A 22,293-nucleotide genomic window follows, 5' to 3' on the forward strand; every position below is an offset into this window, starting at 1 on the left:
GCAGCCCTCAGGGTTCAATAACTTGAACACGCGTCCCGTTTCGCAAACGGTCAACGCCATCGGTAACCACCCGCTGGCCGGCCGTCACCCCTTCAACCACGGCAACCCGTCGCCCCTCTATCGTGCCCGTCACAATGGGCTGTACCGTTACGGTATTGTCGTCGGCCACCAAATACACAAATGCGCCGGCTGACCCTTGCTGCACCGCCTGGGTCGGAACAATAACGGCGTCCGGCTGTGTACTCACACGCAAACGCACATTGACAAACTGGTTCGGAAACAGCGTTTCGTCCTGATTTTCGAATGTTGCTTTAAGCCTTACCGTGCCGGTTGCGATATCAATCTGGTTATCTATTGAAGACAATTCGCCCGTGGCCAACAGGCGACGTTCCGCGCTATCAAACAAATCGACCACCAAAGGCTGACCTTGATTGAAACGTTCGAGCACCGCAGGCAACTGAGCCTGGGGCAACGAAAACACCACCGAAATGGGCTGGGTTTGGGTGATAACCACCAAACCCTCGGTGCTGCCGGCCGAAATGAGATTACCCTGATCAATTACTCGCAGGCCCAACCGGCCACTGATCGGGGCCGTAATTTGCGTGAAGTCAAGCTGCAAGCGCGCGCTATCGACATTAGCCTGATCGGTTTTTTGAGCGCCCAAGTACTGCTGAACGAGCGCCTGCTGAGCTTCCAGTTGCTGACGCGCCAGCGAGTTCTGCCGAAACAGCTGCTCATAGCGCTTCAAGTCTTGGCGGGCATTGTTCAGCTGCGCCAGGTTTTGAGCCTGCTGCCCAAGCGCCTGATCAAGCTGTACCTGATATGGACGTGGGTCGATTTGCGCCAACAGGTCGCCGGCCTTTACTTTCTGACCATCGGTGAAGAATATTTTTTGCAGTTCGCCATCGACCCGGCTGCGCACCGTCACAGTATTGAACGCAGTCACCGTACCCAAAGCCGTGAATATGTTCTGTATTGGCCCTTGCTCGACAGTGGCCACCTTGACAGGCACCGCCATTGCCGCCATACCCGGCGGCCCGCCCGGGCGCCCACCGGCAGCCTGAGCGGGCCGCGAACCGACGGGCTGGCCCGGCGATTGGTTTGCGCCTTCGGAGCCCGGAGGCTGACCCGAACCACTCCACAAAAAATAGCCAAGCCCCAATGCGCCCAGTACCACCAGCGCCAGGAGCCCCTTGCGTAACCCATATCGATTTCTTGCTTGCGATTCGGACATGCACCGTCCCCGATTTTTATTGGAGTGAGAATGCTTGCAATTTTCGCCGATAAAAACGAAAACGCGCGACCCGACTGCCGCGTTCTGAAATCGAACGCAACAATTACGTGACAAAAGCTAGGGGAAACTCACGCGCCGGATGGCGACGCGGCGACTAGAAATTACAACGAGACAGTCGGAAGGGAACGCGTTGCGTGACAGAAATGGGCTTGAGCTCATTATCTTGCATTGAGAAACGCACCCAGATAACGTATTTGTTTGCACTCATTTCGGGGAAGACACCCAAAGCCGGGTCAACCCAAACGCGCAGCAGCTGAAACGTTTTGCCTGTCAGCATTTCTTGATACGCCCCTTGCGGCGCCTCGAGCTCGACCGGATTACCTGATTCGCGCAACAGACGCAAAATAAGCGCCAGACCGTTGTAAAGCGGCATGAAAGGATCGACCCATTGCTGCAGGTCGCTCATGCGGACCTGAGTCGGCTTAATTTGCCAGGCGTAATACGAGGGGATGTCGGCAGGCGAAGACCCGCCGGGCACTGTCAAACGGCCACGCAAGCTAGCCAACCATTCGTTGTCGCGCAAAACCTGGCCAATACGCCCTTGCGCGGCAAGTTCAGCACTTGCACGCTCGATGTCGGCCAGCATTTTGTCGACAGTTTCGACATCGACCCCGGGGTGCTGGCGCAAACCGCCCAACGCCGCCCGCTGCCGTTCAAGGTCTTGCAAGACCGAGCCACGCAAGTCGGTGCGTTCGCAAACCTCGAGGAGGTCGAACAAGGTGCTCATGGCCACTTGATGATGGTTGACGTCTTCCTGATTGGCGAAAAAAAACAAACGCCCGAACAAATGCTCGACCCTAAGCAAGGATCGAACGCGTTCGTTACAGGGATATTCGTACAAAATCACTGGACCAGCTACCTTATTGCTTTGTGTATTCTATGAATGAGCACCCAGTACACACCACTTTTCGTGCAACTGCCGTGCGCGGTGCTGCAATTGTTGCGGCGTGGTTTGGCCATCGTTAAGGACGACATCGTGGGCAACGGCCAAACGCGCCTCTCGGGTGGCTTGTGCCAACATAATACGCCTAATGGCCTCAGGCGTCAGCCCGCTACGCGCCTGAACCCGAGCGATCTGGGTTTCCGGGTCGCAATCAACCACGCAAACCCGGTCTACGCGACTAACCCAACGCTTCGACTCGACCAGCAGCGGCACAACGAAGACAAGATAACACCCCGAAGCCACCTCGGCCTGCGCTTGTGTAACTTGGGCTATCAACGGGTGAATAATCGCTTCCAGACGACCTCGTGCCTCGGCATCCTGAAACACAAGCTCACGCATTGCCGCACGATCGAGCGCCGCATCGGGGGTTAACACCCCGCTACCAAAAGCTGCGCGTATGGGTTCGATAGCCTGGCCGCCAGGCGCGGTAAGCTGGTGGGCAATGACATCGGTATCGATCACGGCAGCGCCCCACGCCTGAAACAAGTCAGCCACCCGAGTTTTGCCCGAGCCGATTCCACCGGTGAGTCCGATTTTAAGCATTTGATTGGCCTGTTTAAGTCACAGACCGCATTTTAGGGCGAGACCACCCATAAAAAAACCGCCCCGGCAGCTGACAGGCAAGGCCCGAACGGGAAAACGCCTGTAAACCCTGGCCGGCGGCTGAGGGCAAGCGCGGTAAACACACCCATCGAGCAAGCCAGCAACAACACCCAGGGCAAAGCCGCTAACCCAACCCAGGCCCCCAGTGCAGCAGCAAACTTGAAGTCGCCGCCGCCCATACCTTCTCGCCCCCTGAGCCAACGGTACAGCCAGAAGATTAAAAACAAAAAGACATAGCCCGCCATGGCTCCGCCCAAGGCCTGCACAACCCCAACGCCATAGCCCAGCCACGACCAAACCAAGCCCGCCCACATCAACGGTAACGTCAGTTCGTCGGGCAAAAAGCCGGTGTACCAGTCGGTAAGTGCCAACACCCCCAGTACAAACAAAACAAGAACAAACACAAGCAGACCCGCCGGGCCATCAGACGCGCCCCGCGGGCTGACCGCCAGACCAAGCCCGACCAGCACCCCGAAAAACGCCCAGGGTACAGCGCACGGCCAACGCCATCGCACAGACAATTCGACCGAGTCGGCGAGCGCAAATGCCAGCACAACCCGGCGCGTGTACCGCAAACCTACGCCGTACACCACAAGGCCCACCAGCAGGCCGCCTGCCACATACGACAGCCATAACCCACCCGGCAAGCCGGCAAGATGCGCTAACCCTTCGAACTCGCTGCCCAGGGGATTACCGGCGTGCAGATAGTTGCGTAGAATAAGCGTTGAATCGAATTCTTGATGGAACATCAGCATGCCCGCCCTGAAGAAGCCCACTTTCCGTTTCGGCCTTTTAGCCGTCATTAGCGCCGTTGCCCTTGCCGGTTGCGCCAAGCAGCAATCCCCCGGTTACTACGAAACAGGACCCGAGTCGACACTGTCTGATGCGCAGTCGCAGGCCCAGGGGCGCAATGGCCAACGAGCGCCGTCGCAACTGCAGCTAGGCTTTGGCGACACTGCCGAAAAACCTACCGCGCAGCCAACCGAAAGCGCGCCGCGCGCTGCTGCGGTCAGCATCCGCCCCTTGCTTGAGCCAAAAACCTTTTTAGGCACAACACCTTGCCTACCCGAAGGTCAAGACTGCCCTGCTACGCGCATTACCCTAACCATGGCCCCCGACGGCGAGTGGCGCGCACGCACCGTGCAACTGGGCACAACCAACCCGGTAACTACCTTCGAGCAAGGCTGTTGGGTTGTTGTAGGCACCGCCCCTTGGCGTGTCTTACTCGAAACCGACACCAAAGCCACCAAAGCACGGCTTACCTTTCAAACCGACAACATCTTGCGTATAGATGCCATCAACGACCACCGCCCAACACTCGATTACCACCTGACGCGTCAGGCCGAAGTTGACGGCATCACCGAAATGAACGCCCGCCCCAAGCTGAACTGCCGACCCTGAACGTTCTGAGCATGCAGGCCTAAGGGGCGGCGCACGCCCTTGGGGGCTAATGCGGCTGGGATTCGTGCAACGACATCATGACCTGCCCAGCCAGCTCAACGGCGTTGCGTACTTTCAGCTTCTGAAAAATACGTGCACGGTGGGCTTCTATGGTGCGTTGCGACACCCCCAGCTCTGAAGCAATCACTTTATTGGCCGTACCCCTGACGACATATTGCATGACATCGCGTTCGCGCGGGGTAAGTACAGCCATAGCCTGGTCTTTGGTGTAGGTAAATGCCATATCCGGATGTCTCCTGTGTTGTTATGTCAGCCGATTGTTCCACGTAAAAGAACAGTTGTCTGCTGACAGATCTGACAGGGTAAAAACCGAGGCCCCGAAAAACGGGGCCTCGAATGACATCGGGAAACACACCAAACAAGCGGGTTAAAACACCTCGAGATTGTCGATCAGGCGCGTTGCCCCCAACTTGGCTGCTGACAACACGACTAACGGCTCTCGCGCCTTGATTTCTTCAGCCGATGGGGTGCCCAGATCACGCTGACGGCGCAGTGTGAGGTAATCAACGTCCCAGCCTCGAGTCGTCAACCGGCTTATAGCCGCCTGCGTCAGCTCGGCCGAATCGGTTGCGCCGGCCTGCAACTGATCTTGAATGGCACTCAGACAAGCGTAAAGCTGCGGCGCTTCGGCCCGCTCTTCCGGCGACAGGTAACGATTGCGTGAAGACAATGCCAGGCCATCGGCATCACGCACTGTCTCGTGCGCCAGAATTTTTACGGGTAACTGAAACTGGCGGCACATATGACGAACCACCATAAGCTGCTGGTAATCTTTTTTGCCAAAAACGGCTACACGGGGCTGCACACACGAAAAAAGCTTGAGGACAACAGTACTGACGCCCGTAAAAAAGCCGGGCCTGAACTCGCCTTCGAGGATACCGCCCAGATCGGGGGGAGGCAGAATTTGATAGCTCTGAGGCTCGGGGTACATCTCTTTTTCGTGCGGCGCAAATAACACGTACACGTCGCGTTCGCGCTCGAGCTTTTCGATGTCGGCCTGAAGCGTACGCGGATAACGATCGAAGTCTTCGTTGGGTCCGAATTGAAGCCGATTGACAAAAATACTGGCGACAACAGGATCACCATGCTGACGTGCCAGCTTCATGAGCGACAGGTGGCCCTGATGCAAATTGCCCATAGTGGGCACAAACGACACGCGCAACTGCCCGCGCAGCTGGTCACGCAACTCTTCAATGGTATGAACGACTTTCAAATAGGTCTCCGTATGCGGGCGTATTAATCGACTGCGCGAATATACGCCAAACGCACGTAAATTGGGGCATAGGGCTCGGCCTGCGTAATTTCGAGCAGTGACTCTCGTGCAAGCTCGAGCATGGCCAGAAAATGCACGACAATCACCGGCACGCCCTGCCCGCTACGAACCGCCTCGTCAAACAGCTGAGTAAACTCGAGGAAGCGAACATCGGACAAACGGCGCAAAATTTTAGTCATGTGTTCTCGCACCGACAACTGTTCGCGCGTGATTTTATGATGCGCATTCAGGCTGGCGCGTTTCATGATGTCGGCCCAGGCCTGGCGCAGATCTTCAGGCGAAACATCAGGCAGCATGCGCTCGACCTGAATGTCCATGAAAGCACGCGCACGCTGAAAATCACGGCCCAACACCGGCAGCGCATTCAGTTTTTGCGCGGCAAGTTTCATTTGCTCGTATTCAAGCAAACGGCGCACGAGCTCAGCACGTGGGTCGTCGACCTCTTCACCGGTATCAGTTTTTTTAACCGGCAGCAACATCCGTGACTTGATCTCGATCAGCAACGCAGCCATTAGCAAGTACTCGCCTGCCAATTCGAGGTTATGCGAACGGATCTGCTCGACGTAAGACAAATACTGCTGCGTCACCTCGGCCATGGGGATGTCGAGGACATTAAAATTTTGCTTACGAATCAGGTAAAGCAGCAGATCGAGCGGCCCCTGAAACGTTTCGAGGAACACCTCGAGGGCGTCAGGCGGAATATAAAGGTCTTGCGGCAGCGCAAACAATGGCTCGCCATAAAGTCGCGCCAACGCCACGTGGTCGACAACGTCGGGCGTACTGTCGACACTAGGATCAACCAGCGCAGACAGATCGGGAGATGTTGCGCCCGGACCAGCCATCAGACTTATTTGGTCTGGTAAACGTAAGCCGACTGCACCACACGCCCAGCCTTGAACTGCTCTTGAAGCTCTGGGTCGATATGTTTGTCCCACAGGCGGGCGCGCCCCTCACGCTGACGCTGCTCGGTATCGGGGTGGGTTTGTTTGAACTGCTTGATGAACTGAGTAATTTCAGATTCGTAATTTTTGGCCATGACCTGGGCTCGCTAAAATAACAGACACGCAAAATTGCCTTCAACCCGCAAGTTTACTTCAGCCGGGTAAAGTTAGAATCTAGCCATGAGCAGCACACCATCTCCGCACCTATCAAATCGCGAACGCACGGCGATACGCATGATCCCGTTCATAGTCGGGTGCGCCTTGTTCATGCAAATGCTCGACGCCACCGTCGTGGCCACCGCCATTCCGGCCATGGCGGCAGCGCTTCAAACCACGCCGGTCAAAATGAACGTGGCCATCACCAGCTACTTACTGGCACTGGCTGTGTTTGTGCCCATCAGCGGATGGGCTGCCGAACGCTTCGGCGCCCGCAAAGTGTTCATTGTGGCCATCTTGCTGTTTTCTGCGGCGTCAGTGGCCTGCGCCCTGTCGCAAAGCCTGCCGCAATTGGTCGTCGCCCGGTTGTTTCAGGGGCTGGCCGGCGCCATGATGGTACCCGTCGGCAGGATCATCATGTTGCAACGCACGCCGAAAGAAGATCTGCTCAAGGCCATGTCATTCTTGGCCATGCCCGCGCTTTTAGGCCCGATCATCGGGCCGCCGTTAGGCGGCTTTCTGGTCACATATGCCTCGTGGCACTGGATCTTCCTGATCAATGTCCCTGTCGGCGCACTGGGCATTTATCTCATTCTTAAATATATCCGCCCCGACCTGCCAGCCCACACTCGCCCTCTGGACTGGTTAGGCTTTGCGCTTAGCGGTATTGCACTGGCCACGCTGGTATGGGGGTTTGAATCCATCGGAAACACCGACGCGACGCGCACGCACACCCTGGGGCTGCTCGCCACGGGCACGATCTGCGGCTTGTTTTACGTGTGGCATGCCCGCCATCACCCGCATCCTATCCTTGACCTTAGCCTGCTGCGTATCCCGTCGTTCGCCATTTCGGTACTGGGTGGAAACCTGTGCCGGTTCACGGTGGGTGCCACCCCGTTTTTGCTGGCTATTTTGCTGCAAGTCGCCTTCGACATGTCGGCCTTTGCCGCCGGTCTCATTTCATTTACAGGGGCCGCCGGCGCCTTGCTCATGAAGTTCATCGCAACGCGCGTCATAGAAACTTTTGGGTACAAAAACGTGCTGACCATCAACGCGTTGATTTCCGGCGCCTTCACCGCGGCATGCGCTCTATTCGAGGCCACAACGCCTTTTTGGATCATGGTGACCATTCTGGCCGTGGGTGGCGTATTTAGGTCGCTGCAATTTACGGCGGTGAACACTCTCACCTACGCACAGCTTACGTCGGCACAAATGAGCAAAGCCAGCACATTTGCGGCCATGGCTCAACAGTTAGGGATCAGCCTGGGGGTGGGTTGTGCCGCGCTGATCATGAATGTCAGCATGAACGCCCGAGGCGCCACAACGCTAGCACAAGACGACGTGGCCTGGGCATTTGCGGCCATCGGCGCAATGACTGCGCTGTCGTTCTTTTCGTTTATACGTCTGCCCGCCAATGCCGCAGAACAGCTTCACCAGAAGAAAAGACCATAAGCGGCAAGAAATAACGGTAAGCGCTTTACCGGCCGCCTGGCGTGGGCTCGTCTTCCAACAGCATTACCAGTTTGCAATCGGGGCGGACCGCCAAATTGAACGTCACCTGGCGATAAAACACCTTGCCCAGGTCAGGATGATGAAAGCCGCGCCGCCCGCCCTCGCGCTCCACCACGGTTTGCCGCGTCCACCAGTGTGCAAACGTTGGGCTTGCCTCTAGCAAGGCGTCTATCAGGCGGCTAATCTGCGGCGCTTCTGTATGCGCCACGGTGTCAGCCCGAAACTCGGCCACAACCCGTCGCGCCCGCGTTTCCCAATCAACGACCAAATCGAGCGCTGCCGGGTCAAGAAAGATGTAGCGCAACAGATTGGGAGAGGCCTCGCCGCCAGGCCAACCACCAAAGAGCCGTTCAAGCGGCACATTGCGAGCCAACACATTCCAGGCCCTGTCGATAATATAAGCGGGCACAACAATGCTATCGACGCACGCTTGCAAGCCCTCCGGCAACTCTTCAGGGGTCTCTTTACCGTGATCGGGGTCGGCACACTCGGCCAGCTCGAACAAATAATGGCGCTCAGCCCGCGTCATGTGCAATACATCGGCCAAACGCGCCCATACCTGAGCCGACACCGAAACATCGCGCCCCTGTTCGATCCAGGTATACCAAGTAATGCTGATACCCGCCAGCTGCGCTACTTCTTCGCGACGTAACCCCGGCGTGCGTCGACGGATGCCCGCCGGCAACCCTACGCTTGAGGGCGTTACCCGGGCGCGAACACTGCGCAGGAATTCGCCCAACGCACGGCGCCGGGCTTGTCCGGGTGGATGATCGGACGCCGCTGCCGAAGACCGGGATTCGGCGTCCATGATTTACTTCAACCCAAGAATACTGGACAAGGTGCGACGCACATCGTCCTCCGGGCGACCACTACGCTGAACATAGTCAGCCAACTGATCGGCGCCAATATTGCCTACGTTGAAGTACTGTGACTGCGGGTGACTGAAGTAAAAGCCCGACACGCTGGAGGCCGGATACATGGCATAACTGTCGGTCAGCTGCATCTGAATGTCGTCAGCATCGAGCACACGGAACATCTCTTTTTTGACGATATGTTCGGGACAAGCGGGGTAGCCAGGCGCAGGACGAATTCCCTGATACTTCTCGGCAATCATGGCCTCGTTATCAAGGGCTTCGGCAGGTACATAACCCCATAAATCGGTGCGAACCCGGGCGTGCAGGCACTCGGCAAAAGCCTCGGCGAAACGGTCGGCCAAAGCCTTAAGCATAATGACCGAATAGTCATCATTTTGCCTTTCGAATTCGGCTTCCCATTTTTCGATGCCCAGCCCTCCGGTGACTGCAAACATACCGATGTAATCAGCTACTCCAGACGATTTGGGTGCGATGAAGTCAGCCAGGCATTTGTTGTCGACACCTTCGCGCTTGACGCCTTGCTGGCGTACATTGCGCCAGGTAAACAACACCTCGCTGCGGCTTTCGTCGGTGTAAATTTCGATATCGTCATCGTTGACCGTATTGGCCGGGTAAAAAGCCACGACGCCATTGGCCGTCAGCCAACGGCCGTCGATAATTTTACGCAGCATGGCCTGCCCTTCGGCAAAGACCTTCTGGGCCTGCTCGCCCACCACTTTGTCTTGCAAAATGCCCGGGTACTGCCCAAACAAGCTCCAGGTCTGGAAGAACGGTGTCCAGTCGATGTAACGGGCCAGCTCGGCCAAATCGTAATTTTTGAACGTGCGCCGGCCAATAAATTTGGGGCGTGGCGGCGTATACGCTGCCCAGTCGATCACCGGCTTGTTGGCCCTGGCCTGCTCAATGCTGACCATTGGCGTCTCTTTGCGGTTGGCATGACGCTCGCGAACTTGGTCGTACTCTTTGGCCAGGTCATCAAGATAGACTTGGCTTTGATCCGACATCAGGTTGGTGGCGACGCCTACCGACCGACTGGCATCAGGCACATAAATAACCGGCCCGCTGTAATTGGGCGCAATTTTTACGGCCGTGTGCACCCGACTAGTGGTGGCCCCGCCCACCAGCAAAGGCATTTTGCGGCTACGGAAGTAGTCGTCACGCTCCATTTCAGAAGCCACATAGGCCATTTCTTCAAGACTGGGTGTAATCAAGCCCGACAGGCCGACCATGTCAGCATTCTCTTCTTTGGCTTTAGCCAGAATTTCAGCGCAAGGCACCATCACGCCCATGTTCACAACTTCGAAGTTGTTGCACTGGAGCACGACTGTCACGATGTTTTTGCCGATATCGTGGACATCGCCCTTGACCGTGGCCATGACAATTTTGCCCTTGGCTCGCACATCGCCGCCGGCGGCCGCAATCTGGCGCTTTTCTTCTTCAATGAAAGGCACGAGGTGCGCTACGGCCTGCTTCATGACTCGGGCGGATTTAACCACCTGCGGCAAGAACATTTTCCCCGCACCGAACAGGTCGCCCACCACATTCATGCCGTCCATCAAAGGCCCTTCGATGACCTGAATGGGTCGACCGCCTTGATCGGCAATTTTCTGGCGGACCTCTTCGGTGTCTTCAACGATGAACGTTGTAATACCGTGCACCAGCGCATGAGCAAGCCTTTGCTCAACCGGGTTCTGACGCCACGTCAGGTCTTCTTCTTTTTTGGTACCCGAGCCTTTAACAGTCTCGGCATATTCGACCAGACGTTCGGTCGGCGTACGGGTGTCGGCCTCATCAACCTTGCCCAGCGGCGTCTGGCGGTCGAGCACGACGTCCTCGATCAGGTCGAGCAAACGCTTGTCGATATCTTGATAAACACCAAGCTGCCCGGCATTGACGATCCCCATCGTCATGCCCTCTTGGATGGCGTAATACAGGAAAACGGTATGGATGGCTTCACGAACCGCCTCGTTGCCCCGGAAAGAGAAGCTGACGTTGGACACGCCACCCGACACACGCGCGTGAGGCAAATTCTGGGTAATCCAACGCGTACCTTCGATAAAGTCGACCGCGTAGTGGTTATGCTCTTCGATGCCGGTGGCAATAGCAAAAACGTTGGGGTCAAAAATAATGTCTTCGGGCGGGAAACCGACCTCTTCGACCAGCAATTTATACGCCAGTCCGCAAATATCGATACGGCGCTGGAGTGTGTCGGCCTGACCTTTTTCGTCGAAAGCCATGACGACCGCCGCTGCACCATACTTGCGGCACAGACGGGCATGCGCCAAGAAGGCCTCAACGCCTTCTTTCATGGAAATGGAGTTAACCACCGCCTTGCCCTGCACACACTTCAGGCCAGCCTCGATGACTTCCCATTTCGAGCTGTCGATCATGATGGGCACGCGTGAGATATCGGGCTCGGACGCCACCATATTCAGGAACCGGCTCATGCACGAGACCGAGTCGAGCATGGCTTCGTCCATGTTGATATCGATGATTTGCGCACCGTTCTCGACCTGCTGGCGTGCTACAGCCAGCGCTTCGTCGTACTTTTCTTCGCGAATCAGCCGCAAGAACATTTTGCTGCCGGTCACGTTGGTGCGCTCGCCCACGTTGATGAAAAGCGAGTTTTCGTCGAAATTTAGCGCTTCGAGGCCGGACAACCGCGTCTTAACGGGTATTTCGGGCACCTGCCGAATGGGCAGGTCTTTAACGCGCTCGGCGATGGCGCGAACGTGCTCAGGCGTCGTCCCACAACAACCGCCCACCATGTTGACCAAGCCTGCCGTTGCGAACTCACGCAACAACGACGAGGTGTCTTCGGGGGTTTCATCGAATCCGGTCTCGGCCATGGGGTTGGGCAAGCCGGCATTGGGGTAAACGCAAACGTAGGTGTCGCAAATCTTCGACAGTTCGGCCACGTAGGGGCGCATGAGCGCCGCACCCAACGCACAGTTCAAGCCAATGGTGACCGGACGGGCGTGACGGACGGAGTTCCAGAAGGCCTCGACGGTTTGGCCGGACAAAATACGACCGGATGCATCGGTCACGGTGCCCGAAATCATGACGGGCAAGCGCACGCCGCGCGCCTCGAACACGCTTTCAACGGCAAAAATTGCCGCTTTGGCATTGAGCGTGTCGAAAATAGTTTCGATCAGGACGATGTCAATCCCGCCGTCGAGGAGACCCTCGAGCTGTTCGGTGTAGGCCACACGCAGCTCGTCAAATGTGACATTGCGCGCCGCCGGGTCGTTGACATCGGGCGAAATCGAGGCGGTTTTAGGCTGAGGCCCCAAGGCGCCAGCCACAAAACGGGGCTTGTCGGGCGTGCTGAATTCGTCGCAGGCTTGACGTGCCAGCCGCGCCGACTCAAGATTCAGCTCGTAAGCCAGGCCGGGCAAGCCATAGTCGCCCTGCGCAACTGACGTGGCGCCAAAAGTATTGGTCTCAATGACATCAGAACCCGCCTCAAGGTATTGGCGATGAATATCAAGAATGATGTCGGGCCGCACCAGTGACAACAGTTCGTTATTACCCTTGACGTCGCTGGGATGATCGGCAAAGCGCTCGCCCCGGAAGTCTTGTTCCGACAGCTTGTATCGCTGGATCATTGTCCCCATGGCGCCATCGAGGACCAGAATGCGGGACGCGAGCAAACGAACGAACTCGGCACCATGAGTGTAAGACGACAAAGGGTAGGGCAGCTTGGGATAGGACACGCGTCAAGACCTGTTGAAAAAAAAGACAATTTTGTCCCTTATTGTAGCTTCATGACCCGCGACCCACAGCACGAAAGCAGCGCTGACTCTACAATAAGGCCATTCGAAGGCACTCAGAATCCGCATAAATCAACCATGAACTCCAACGACCTTTTCACCCTGGCTGGTAAAACCTACGCATCCCGTTTGCTGGTTGGCACCGGCAAATACAAAGATTTCCAAGAAACCCGCGAGGCCATCGACGCCAGCGGCGCCGACATTGTCACTGTGGCCATCCGTCGCACCAATATTGGCCAAAACGCCAACGAACCGAACCTGCTCGACTTCCTGCCGCCCTCGCGCTTTACCATTTTGCCCAATACGGCCGGCTGCTTTACTGCCGACGATGCCGTGCGCACCCTGCGACTGGCGCGCGAGCTGCTCGACGGGCATGCACTTGTCAAACTCGAAGTGTTAGGCAGCGCCGACAATCTCTTCCCTAATATGCCCGAAACGCTGAAAGCGGCAAAAACACTGGTCGACGACGGCTTTGACGTCATGGTTTACTGCACCGACGACCCTATTCAGTGTCGTATGCTTGAAGACATCGGCTGTGTCGCCATCATGCCACTGGCATCGCTGATTGGGTCGGGCATGGGCATTCTTAACCCCTGGAATCTGCGCCTGATCATCGACCAGGCCAGCGTCCCCGTGCTGGTAGATGCCGGTGTGGGCACCGCCTCCGACGCTGCAATTGCCATGGAACTGGGCTGCGATGGGGTCTTGATGAATACCGCCATCGCCGGGGCACAAAACCCCGTCCTCATGGCCAGCGCCATGAAAAAAGCCGTCGAAGCCGGCCGCGAGGCTTTCCTGGCCGGCCGCATGCCGCGCAAGTTTTATGCGGCCAGCCCAAGCTCGCCCACCAAAGGTTTAATTCAGTCCAAAACCAAGTCATGACCCCGAATACGCTAACCATCGCAGGCGTCGACCCCTCGGGCGGTGCCGGTATCCTTGCCGACATCAAGGCCATGAGCGCACTGGGCGCCTATGGCACAGCGGTCGTCGCCGCGCTTACCGCGCAAAACACTCAAGGGGTTACCGGCATTGCACCGGTACCGCCCGACTTTGTCGCACTACAAATCGACACCTTGTTCAGCGACGTCAGAATTGATGCCGTAAAAATCGGCATGCTGGGCCAGCAACCGGTAACACGCACCGTGGCCGAACGACTTGCGCACTGGAAGCCCGCGCACATTGTGCTTGACCCGGTCATGATCGCAAAAAGTGGCGATACCCTGCTCGAAAAGCCGGCCATCGCCGAGCTGAGGGAGAGCTTGCTGCCCCTGGCAACAGTCATGACACCTAATTTACCCGAAGCTGGGGTATTGCTCGGGACCAGCGCGGTCGAAAATCTTAAAGAAATGCGTCGCATGGCCGAACGCCTTCGCCGACTCATGAACGACAACGGCCACCGATGGGTATTCCTTAAGGGGGGCCACCTCCCCGGCAACGACACCATCGACGTGCTTTACGATGGCGATAAGCTCATCGAGCTACCGGGTCAGCGCATTGCCACGCGCAACACTCACGGCACCGGCTGCACGCTGTCTGCTGCATTGGCCGCCCTACTGCCACAAACCGACAGTTTCCCCGAAGCTGCGCAGCGTGCGAAAGACTACCTGGTGTCGGCCCTCTTGCGTGCAGACGACCTTGCCGTTGGCCATGGCCACGGTCCGGTTCATCATTTCCACCAATGGTGGTAACGCGCCCCAGACGCCGCCAACGCCCACGAATGGGTACAATACCTTCACCTTTATTTTTGCATCGAATGTTATGAACGCCACCGGTCTCTCCGACATCGAACAAGCCCGTTTCAATATGGTCGAACAACAAATTCGGCCCTGGAACGTCTTCGACAAAAAAGTGCTCCAGGCCCTTTTCGACGTCCCTCGCGAGCGCTTTGTGCCGCAGGGCATGCAGGCCATGGCGTTCTCCGATGTCGAGCTGCCGCTCATCATCAATGCCATCGATTCGCACGAAACCATGCTGACCCCAAAAGTCGAGGCCCGGCTGGCGCAAGATCTCTTGCTCGAACCCACTGACTGTGTCCTCGAAATCGGTACAGGCTCGGGCTACCAGGCCGCATTGCTGGGGCGCCTGGCTCAGCAGGTCACTACCGTCGAAATCGACAGCCGTATCGCCGCCTTTGCTGCCGATCACCTGCAGCGCGAGCACGTCAACAACGTCAACGTCGAAGTGGGTGATGGCCATGCCGGCTGGGGAACCGCCGAATACGACGCGATCTTACTGACTGGCTCGGTGCCCATCATTCCCGATGCGCTCAAGTACCAACTTTGCGTAGGCGGCCGTATGGTGGTTGTCGTAGGCAATCAGCCCGTCATGACGGCCTACCGCATTACACGTACCAGCGCCGCCAGCTTCGAGACACAGTCGCTGTTCGATACGGTCATCAAGCCGCTGCGTGGCACGGCGCAACCTCAGTTCAAATTCTGAATGCGCGGGCGTCGGTGGCATCTCGTTGCAAGCGCCACACTGGCGCTGTGGGCCGGTTCGGCATCGGCCCAAACACAGAACCTGCTCGACATCTGGAGCAAAGCGCTTGAACGCGACCCGGTATTCGCGTCGGCCAAAGCCAACCGCAACGCCATCCTCGAGAAAGTCCCTCAGGCACGCGCCCAACTGCTGCCATTTTTAACTGGCAGCACAGGTGCCGAACTCGACGATGTACGCCGCACAAATTTCGATCGCGACCGCACCGAAAAAAGAGGCACCTGGGCCGTCACCCTAACGCAGCCTATCATCGACATCGCTGCCTGGGAGCAACTCAAGCAATCGCAGCTTGAAGCCGAATCGGCCGACCTGGCCGTGCAACAAGCCTGGCAAGACCTGTTATTGCGCGTTGCCCAGGCCTATTTCGGGGTACTGGCCGCGCAAGACACTCTGGTCACACTCGATGCGCAGAAGCGGGCCATTACCAATCAACTTGAAGCTGCAAAAAAAGGGTTTGAACTAGGCAGCGCCACCATCGCCGACACCTACGAGGCGCAAGCCCGACTCGACCTGATCAACGCCAGCGAAATCGAAGCCCGAAACACGCTGCAGGTCAGTCAAGACCAGCTTCAAAAAATTATCAACGAACGGCCACAAGATTTGGCCGGGTTGTCAGGCAATATCAGCCTGCCACCGCCACAACCCGCACGCATTACCGACTGGACATCGCAAGCCGGGCAAGCCAGCCTGGAAGTTGCACGGGCGTTGCTGTCTACCCGCATTGCCGAAAAACAAATCAACATTGCGAAAAGCGGTCATTACCCAACACTCGACTTTTACGCACAATCGGGCAGCACCTCCGATCGCGGCATCTATGGCCCGCAAGCGGGCCCACGGTCAGTCGACAGTACGGTAGGGGTTCAATTGTCTATCCCTATTTTTGCGGGTGGGGGCATTTCTTCGCGTGTACGCGAACAAACATCAGTGCTGCAACGCACCCGCTACGACCTCGAATCCACTCGTCGCCAGGCGGTACAACTCACACAACAGTATTTTTCGGGTGTCGTATCAGGTCTGGCTCAGGTCAACGCACTGCAAGCCGCCGAGAAATCAAGCAAAGCCTCGCTCGATGCCAACCAGACCGGCTACGAGGTGGGCGTGCGCGTCAATATCGACGTCTTGAATGCGCAGCAACAACTGTACGAAACTCAACGGGCCCTGGCCAATGCGCGGTACAACACACTGCTTAACGGGCTACGCCTGAAAGCCGTTGCCGGCACCCTGACCGAAGACGACCTGCGCGGTGTCAACGCCCTACTGGCAAGCCAGAATAATAAATAAGCCGCCGGCGGCAGCCGGCTATGATTGCCTGACTTTTTTCAGCAACGATGTCGTCGAGCGATTAAACCGAAACGGGATGGCTACGGCATCGCCCCCCCACTGCCTGACCGCAGCGGTTTCGGGCAGCGCCTCCATGTTGTAATCGCCCCCTTTTACAATCAGGTCAGGCTTTAAAGCTTCGATCAGCGCCTGCGGCGTATCTTCGTCAAAAACGGTCACAGCACTCACACACTCGAGGGCAGCCAGCAGGGCCAGGCGATCGTCTTGTGTATTGATGGGCCGGTCGTCGCCCTTGCCCAGCCGTTTGACCGAGGCATCGGTATTAACAGCAACAATAAGGCTGGCGCCAAGTTGCGCAGCCTCGTCAAGATAGCTGACATGCCCACGGTGCAAAATATCGAACACCCCATTAGTGAACACCAAGGGCCGCGGAAAGCGCCCCTCGCTCACCGCAGCCTCGCACTCAGCGCGCGACAGGATTTTTTTTTCGAAACGAACGCCCATAACGCAGCTGCCGGCCTTAAACAGCTGGCGACGTTTCGCGCGTAAGGCTCTTTCGGTACCGATTGAGGTCTTGTACGGTTTTGAAGCTGCTGTCGAGCAGCAGCGACAGGTTGTGCAAAATACGTGAGCTGACCTTGCCTTCCCAGTCTTTATCGAAATGGATTTGCTGATCAAGCCAATTTTCAAGCCAACCGGGCGAAGGCAGCTTGGATTGCACGGTGTCGTCGGGGAACATGTTTTTATTGACGTGCAAATTGGTAGGATGAAGTGCCTGCGGCGTACGATGCGCCGAGGCCATGAGCACGCCAATTTTAGAAAACGCCATACGGGCCTGCTGACCGATAAGGTCGCCGCGCTGGGCCAACGCACGCTTCATGTAGCGCAAATAGGCGCCCGCATGACGAGCTTCATCGTGCGCGATGGTTTGATAAATCGCCTTGATAACGGGCTCGGTGTGCCATTCGGCAGCCCGACGGTACCAGTGATTAAGGCGAATCTCGCCACAAAAATGCAGCATCAGGGTTTCGAGCGCTGGTGCCGGGTCGAACTCGAAGCGCACCTTGTGCAACTCTTCTTCGGTAGGCACCAGTTCGGGACGGAAACGACGCAAGTACTCGATCAAAACCAGGGAATGTTTTTGCTCTTCGAAAAACCAGACTGACATGAAAGCCGAAAAGTCGCTGTCGTCTTGATTGTCTCGAAGAAACATTTCAGTTGCCGGCAACGCCGCCCACTCGGTGATGGCATTCATCTTGATCGTGTAGGCCTGCTCATCGGAGAGTTTGCTGCCATCAAAATCATCCCATGGAATATCAGTCGCCATATTCCAGCGTACTGCCTCCATTGATTTGAACAATTCAGGGTAAAGCATATTAAATCTCTCTTTAAACGACACTTGACGAACAAAAAACCGCATAAACAATAAACATACTACGCGAAGAACATCGCAATAATATGTCAGCGGCCTGACGGACTAACAAGAACACAAATTTCAGCGACCGGCTATGACCCAGATCGCGACACCAATCGCAACTGCAACAACGGCTGCAAACACCATGACCAAACGGTTATTAAACTCTTGTGCCTTGCGCAAACGGTGCAGCTCTTGCTGCATGCCTGGCAAGGCATCGGGACGCGACAAACTGGCGTGCACCAAGCGCGGCAACTGGGGGAGCATCTGCGCCCATTGCCCGGCTTCCTGGTCAAGGCGCTTCTTCAAGCCCTTAAGACCTATCCGCTCATGCATCCAATTTTCTAGATACGGCTTGGCAGTTTTCCATAAATCCAGGTCTGGATCGAGGTCGCGCCCCATACCTTCGACATTAAGTAGCGTTTTTTGCAACAACACCAGTTGAGGCTGAATCTCTACATTAAAACGACGCGACGTCTGAAACAAGCGCAACAGCACCTGCCCCAATGATATTTGCGCCAAAGGCCGATCGAAATAGGGCTCGCACACCGCGCGCACAGCGCCTTCAAGGGCCTCTTCGCGCGTAGAGGGCGGCACCCACCCAGATTCGATATGAAGCTGAGCCACCCGGCGGTAATCTCGGCGGAAAAAAGCCAGAAAATTCTGTGCCAGGTAATTTTTGTCATGTTCGGACAACGACCCCACAATGCCGAAGTCCAGAGCGATATAGCGCCCCAAAGTTTCGGGCGCATCGGACACGTAAATATTACCCGGATGCATGTCGGCATGGAAGAACCCATCGGTAAAGACCTGGGTAAAGAAAATTTCGACCCCCGTGCGCGCAAGGTCTTTAATATTGACACCCGCGTCTTGCAGACGTTCAATCTGGCTTACCGGTATGCCCCGCATGCGCTCCATGGTGAACACTGTGGTCGTGGTGTATTCCCATATTACCTCGGGCACCATCAGCAAATTTTGCCGACCGGTTTCTGGGCCAAAGTTCCGGCGCAACTGACTGCAATTTGCAGCCTCGCGCACCAAGTCAAGCTCGTCGTGCAGGTAAATATCAAACTCGGCCACAACCTCGCGCGGCTTCAGGCGACGGCTGTCGGGCACCAACTTTTCAATGACGCCGGCCAGAATACGCATCAGGGCCAGATCTTTTTCAATGATCGACAGCATGCCGGGCCGCAGCACCTTGACGGCTACATCACGCCCGTCGTGCAAGATTGCAAAGTGCACTTGCGCTATAGACGCCGACGCCACCGGATCTTTGTCGAAATGGCGAAACAGCGTCGAGGGCGGCGCCCCCAAGGCGGCCTCGACACACTGGGCGGCCTTGTCAGACGGAAACGGGGGTACACGGTCTTGCAACTTGGCCAGTTCAAGGGCCAGGTCGGGCGGAATCAGGTCGCGACGCGTTGACAACACTTGCCCGAACTTTACAAATATGGGTCCTAAAGACTCAAGCGCTAACCGCAACCTGACACCGCGATCGTCGCGTGGCGGGCGACCAAAACGAACAATACGCAGCAACGAATACGCCACGGGATGCTTAATGCTGGACAGCACCAGTTCGTCGAGCCGATAACGCAAGGCAATAAATACAATGCCGATCAATCGGAAAAACGTCAGCATCAGCGCCCCCTGCCCGATGCGTTGTGCCGCTCTAGCTGCTCCACACGGCGATCTAATTGATCAAGCTGTTGCAGCAACTGAGCCGTGCGTTCTTGATGAACCGGCAGATGGGCTTTCGCCATAAGTGTTGGGGACTCTTCGGTAAGATATTCGGCGACATTGCCTGCTAAGCGTTGGCCGGCCGCCGCAAAGCTGCGCGAAACGGCACGGGCTCCCGCCATAATACGTGTTGCCGGAATATCACCGACCACGCGCGCCAGGTCATCTTCGACATCCCATCGCAAGTGACGCGCCAGATCAGCCACCACATTGGCCAGCCCGGCATCGCCTTGGATATGCAAGGCATCAACAATTTGCTCTGGGTCTTGATGACGAATAACGTCGAACAAACGACCGGTTTGCTTCTCGGGCAATGTCAGGGTGACATCGGGCACGACGGCAGCATCGGCCGATTGCAATGTGCCTTGACTGCCAATCACCAGCGACACTTCGGCACGCCCAATAATAAACCTGACGGTTTTACCGGCATGACGTGATAACCGTTCGGCCGCCCAGGGCTCGCGGCGTAGCAGCCGGTTCAAGGCGCTAATACCTGCCGAGGCAACAAAAGGTGGCGGTGGAAAAAAAGGCAGCATGAATCACCACGCGCGGGCCGCGCGCACTATGACAGGAAAAATGACAGGCCCAAGTTTAACGGTTTTAGCCGCACAACGGTCTACAGACAAAGGGCCGGTGGCCGCACACAAGTGCGACACCGGCCCAAACCACGCCTAGGGGGGAAGGCGCGGACTCACGGGGACTTTAATTTCCCTCGACAGGAATTTGCTGAATACCAGCCAACAACCAGCCCTGACCATCAGCCTTGTACAGATTCCAGACCTCTTCGAAGCGGAAGGCTTCTGCACCGGGCGCTTCGCGCAGCATGCCCGAGTATCGAACACTGGCCAGATGACCACCGCTGACGGTTTCAATGCCTAAAAGCTCGGCGGTAAGCAACACGATTTCGGTGTGCTCGGCCTTGCCGCCTCGGGCTTCTATTTGAGGCTTGATTTCGGCGATCAGATCGTCGGTGACGTAGTCGGACAACTGAGATACGTCGCCGCTGTCCCAGATGCGCTGAATTTGCGCAAACTGCTTCTTGGCGTTGGCCAGGAAAGCAGCCGTGTCGAAGTCGCCGGGGATGAACCAAGACTCATCAACAGGCGAGGGAGCCGGGGCGGCGTCGGCGGCAACTGATGTACCAGAAGTAGCGGCCGATTGTGCGGGGGCACCCGAAGCAGGTTGCCAGACCTCGGCACTACGCTGCATGCCGCCAGCACCCGCCGCCTGAGTTGCCGTGCGTGCCGCGCCACCGCGCAGACGACGAACAATAAACAGTACGGCGAAGACCAGCAGCCCGATAAGCAAGAGGCTGGACATCATTTCGAGGAAGGCACCAGACAGGCCCATGTGCGACAACAGGGCAGCAATACCCAGACCTGCGGCTATACCTGCGATGGGCCCCAGAAAGCGGGACATGCCGGTTTTGGCCGCTGTGCCGGCGGCGGCAGCGCCTGCCGCGGGCGCGGCCGACGTCGCGCTGCGCTGCGTTGTGGTTGCCGCAGGCGGGGTTGTCGCCTGGCGCTGCTGGGTAACATTACTGGACTGACGGCCAAAACTTGAGCCACCGCCCATGCGGCGCGCTTCGGCGTCGAAAGAGACAGCCACCATACCGACAGTGGAAACTGCCAGTAGTGCTACAGCCAGAAAACGGGAGATGCGTCGAGACATGTGTTGGCTCCGAACCAAAAAAGGCAAAAAACTTGTGAATACACAAGAATCTTACTGGAACCTGAATAATATCTCAAGTTAACCCAAATTGACACCTTCGTGCAGTGCGACGAGGCCTGCCGTAAGGTTGAAATAACGCACGCGATCAAGGCCTGCCTCTTTCATCATGGCGGCCAGGGTGTCCTGATCGGGATGCATGCGAATAGATTCGGCCAAATAACGATAACTTTCTTCGTCGCCCGCTACCTTCTTGCCCAGCCACGGCAAGATATTAAAGGAATACCAGTCGTAAACCGGGGCCAGAGGTTTGGCCACATGCGAAAATTCGAGCACCAGCAATTTGCCACCCGGCTTGAGCACACGTCGCATTTCGGACAAGGCAATGTCTTTGTGCGTCATGTTGCGCAGCCCAAAAGCAACACTGACACGATCAAAGTAGTGGTCGGGGAACGGCAACTTTTCGGCATCGCAAACAGCCGTGGGCACCACGAGACCTTTGTCGATCAGGCGATCACGGCCCACCCGCAACATGGAGTCATTGATATCGGTAAGCCATACCTGCCCACTGGGCCCTGCCTTGCGCGCAAACGCCTTGGCCAGGTCGCCAGTGCCGCCCGCAATATCAAGTACTTTCATGCCAGGGCGAACATCAGCGCGCGCAATGGTAAACGCCTTCCAGGCGCGATGCAGGCCTGCCGACATCAGATCATTCATCAGGTCGTAGCGCTGCGCCACCGAATGAAAAACCTCGGCTACCTTGGCGGCTTTTTCGGCCTCGGCAACGGTTTTATACCCAAAATGTGTGGTTGGCCCGGCGTTTGGTTCGCCCTGCCCCGAAGAGGATGTATTTTGCATAGCGCGTA

General features: G+C 56.9%; 22 protein-coding genes. 6 read left to right on the forward strand and 16 right to left on the reverse strand.

Annotated elements, in window-relative coordinates; genetic code table 11:
* Positions 1-7: 7 nt before the first annotated feature.
* The 4 genes from CHR62_RS10490 to CHR62_RS10505 all read right to left on the reverse strand — a co-directional run bounded on the left by CHR62_RS10490 (position 8) and on the right by CHR62_RS10505 (position 3,595).
* Positions 8-1,234, reverse strand: a complete 1,227-nt coding sequence (locus tag CHR62_RS10490; RefSeq protein ID WP_123660899.1) for an MdtA/MuxA family multidrug efflux RND transporter periplasmic adaptor subunit — start codon at positions 1,232-1,234, stop codon at positions 8-10.
* A 154-nt stretch (positions 1,235-1,388) separates the two neighbouring features.
* Positions 1,389-2,141, reverse strand: a complete 753-nt coding sequence (gene zapD, locus CHR62_RS10495) for a cell division protein ZapD (protein ID WP_093969483.1) — start codon at positions 2,139-2,141, stop codon at positions 1,389-1,391.
* A gap of 30 nt (positions 2,142-2,171) precedes the next feature.
* The gene (gene coaE, locus CHR62_RS10500) at positions 2,172-2,780 is read right to left on the reverse strand and encodes a dephospho-CoA kinase (protein ID WP_093969484.1); all 609 of its coding nucleotides are present in this window, start codon (positions 2,778-2,780) and stop codon (positions 2,172-2,174) included.
* A gap of 32 nt (positions 2,781-2,812) precedes the next feature.
* Entirely contained in the window at positions 2,813-3,595 is a 783-nt protein-coding gene (locus CHR62_RS10505; RefSeq protein WP_158609120.1) for an A24 family peptidase, read from the reverse strand.
* On the opposite strand from CHR62_RS10505, the gene CHR62_RS10510 reads away from it, so the two are divergent.
* Positions 3,594-4,241 (forward strand): copper resistance protein NlpE N-terminal domain-containing protein, encoded by a 648-nt coding sequence (locus tag CHR62_RS10510; RefSeq protein ID WP_123660901.1) that lies wholly within the window; start codon positions 3,594-3,596, stop codon positions 4,239-4,241. The two genes, CHR62_RS10505 and CHR62_RS10510, sit on opposite strands and share 2 nt — an antisense overlap.
* A 46-nt stretch (positions 4,242-4,287) precedes the next feature.
* On the opposite strand, the gene CHR62_RS10515 is transcribed toward CHR62_RS10510, so the two are convergent.
* The 4 genes from CHR62_RS10515 to CHR62_RS10530 form a co-directional block, all read right to left on the reverse strand.
* The gene (locus CHR62_RS10515) at positions 4,288-4,524 is read right to left on the reverse strand and encodes a response regulator transcription factor (protein ID WP_093969487.1); all 237 of its coding nucleotides are present in this window, start codon (positions 4,522-4,524) and stop codon (positions 4,288-4,290) included.
* A 144-nt stretch (positions 4,525-4,668) separates the two neighbouring features.
* The gene (panC, locus tag CHR62_RS10520; RefSeq protein ID WP_123660902.1) at positions 4,669-5,514 is read right to left on the reverse strand and encodes a pantoate--beta-alanine ligase; all 846 of its coding nucleotides are present in this window, start codon (positions 5,512-5,514) and stop codon (positions 4,669-4,671) included.
* Between the two features lie 23 nt (positions 5,515-5,537).
* The gene (locus CHR62_RS10525) at positions 5,538-6,416 is read right to left on the reverse strand and encodes a ScpA family protein (RefSeq protein WP_093969489.1); all 879 of its coding nucleotides are present in this window, start codon (positions 6,414-6,416) and stop codon (positions 5,538-5,540) included.
* A 5-nt stretch (positions 6,417-6,421) separates the two neighbouring features.
* Positions 6,422-6,610 (reverse strand): DUF3460 family protein, encoded by a 189-nt coding sequence (locus CHR62_RS10530; protein ID WP_093969490.1) that lies wholly within the window; start codon positions 6,608-6,610, stop codon positions 6,422-6,424.
* Positions 6,611-6,749: 139 nt separating this feature from the next.
* Between CHR62_RS10530 and CHR62_RS10535 the strand changes: the two genes are divergently transcribed.
* Positions 6,750-8,123: a DHA2 family efflux MFS transporter permease subunit gene (locus tag CHR62_RS10535; protein WP_370318058.1), complete on the forward strand. Its 1,374-nt coding sequence runs from the start codon at positions 6,750-6,752 to the stop codon at positions 8,121-8,123.
* Between the two features lie 25 nt (positions 8,124-8,148).
* Here the strand turns inward: CHR62_RS10535 and CHR62_RS10540 are convergent, their stop codons facing one another.
* Entirely contained in the window at positions 8,149-8,991 is an 843-nt protein-coding gene (locus CHR62_RS10540; protein ID WP_093969492.1) for a helix-turn-helix transcriptional regulator, read from the reverse strand.
* A gap of 3 nt (positions 8,992-8,994) precedes the next feature.
* Positions 8,995-12,774: a methionine synthase gene (metH, locus tag CHR62_RS10545; protein WP_093969493.1), complete on the reverse strand. Its 3,780-nt coding sequence runs from the start codon at positions 12,772-12,774 to the stop codon at positions 8,995-8,997.
* A gap of 135 nt (positions 12,775-12,909) precedes the next feature.
* Here metH and CHR62_RS10550 point away from each other — a divergent pair, with 135 nt between their 5' ends.
* The 4 genes from CHR62_RS10550 to CHR62_RS10565 all read left to right on the forward strand — a co-directional run bounded on the left by CHR62_RS10550 (position 12,910) and on the right by CHR62_RS10565 (position 16,608).
* Positions 12,910-13,713, forward strand: a complete 804-nt coding sequence (locus CHR62_RS10550; protein ID WP_123660948.1) for a thiazole synthase — start codon at positions 12,910-12,912, stop codon at positions 13,711-13,713.
* Positions 13,710-14,519, forward strand: coding sequence for a bifunctional hydroxymethylpyrimidine kinase/phosphomethylpyrimidine kinase (gene thiD / locus CHR62_RS10555; protein ID WP_123660903.1), 810 nt, complete (start codon positions 13,710-13,712; stop codon positions 14,517-14,519). The genes CHR62_RS10550 and thiD overlap by 4 nt, the downstream gene beginning before the upstream one ends.
* Before the next feature lie 70 nt (positions 14,520-14,589).
* A complete protein-coding gene (locus CHR62_RS10560) occupies positions 14,590-15,270 on the forward strand; it encodes a protein-L-isoaspartate O-methyltransferase (protein WP_123660904.1) in 681 nt (226 codons plus the stop codon).
* On the forward strand, positions 15,271-16,608 hold the full coding sequence (locus tag CHR62_RS10565; RefSeq protein WP_123660905.1) for a TolC family outer membrane protein: 1,338 nt from the start codon (positions 15,271-15,273) through the stop codon (positions 16,606-16,608). It abuts the gene before it with no gap.
* Positions 16,609-16,626: 18 nt separating this feature from the next.
* Here the strand turns inward: CHR62_RS10565 and rfaE2 are convergent, their stop codons facing one another.
* From rfaE2 to ubiE, 6 genes are all read right to left on the reverse strand, one after another.
* Positions 16,627-17,112 (reverse strand): D-glycero-beta-D-manno-heptose 1-phosphate adenylyltransferase, encoded by a 486-nt coding sequence (rfaE2, locus tag CHR62_RS10570; protein WP_093969497.1) that lies wholly within the window; start codon positions 17,110-17,112, stop codon positions 16,627-16,629.
* Positions 17,113-17,128: 16 nt separating this feature from the next.
* On the reverse strand, positions 17,129-17,983 hold the full coding sequence (locus CHR62_RS10575; protein WP_093969498.1) for a ferritin: 855 nt from the start codon (positions 17,981-17,983) through the stop codon (positions 17,129-17,131).
* Between the two features lie 120 nt (positions 17,984-18,103).
* The gene (gene ubiB / locus CHR62_RS10580) at positions 18,104-19,660 is read right to left on the reverse strand and encodes a ubiquinone biosynthesis regulatory protein kinase UbiB (RefSeq protein WP_093969499.1); all 1,557 of its coding nucleotides are present in this window, start codon (positions 19,658-19,660) and stop codon (positions 18,104-18,106) included.
* Positions 19,660-20,295: an SCP2 domain-containing protein gene (locus tag CHR62_RS10585; protein ID WP_123660906.1), complete on the reverse strand. Its 636-nt coding sequence runs from the start codon at positions 20,293-20,295 to the stop codon at positions 19,660-19,662. Before CHR62_RS10585 ends, ubiB begins: the two co-directional genes overlap by 1 nt.
* Positions 20,296-20,461: 166 nt before the next feature.
* On the reverse strand, positions 20,462-21,430 hold the full coding sequence (locus CHR62_RS10590) for a Tim44 domain-containing protein (RefSeq protein ID WP_093969501.1): 969 nt from the start codon (positions 21,428-21,430) through the stop codon (positions 20,462-20,464).
* Between the two features lie 78 nt (positions 21,431-21,508).
* Entirely contained in the window at positions 21,509-22,285 is a 777-nt protein-coding gene (gene ubiE / locus CHR62_RS10595) for a bifunctional demethylmenaquinone methyltransferase/2-methoxy-6-polyprenyl-1,4-benzoquinol methylase UbiE (protein WP_093969587.1), read from the reverse strand.
* Positions 22,286-22,293: the final 8 nt, after the last annotated feature.

The organism is Pusillimonas sp. NJUB218 (assembly GCF_003788685.1).
Lineage (GTDB): Bacteria > Pseudomonadota > Gammaproteobacteria > Burkholderiales > Burkholderiaceae_B > Neopusillimonas.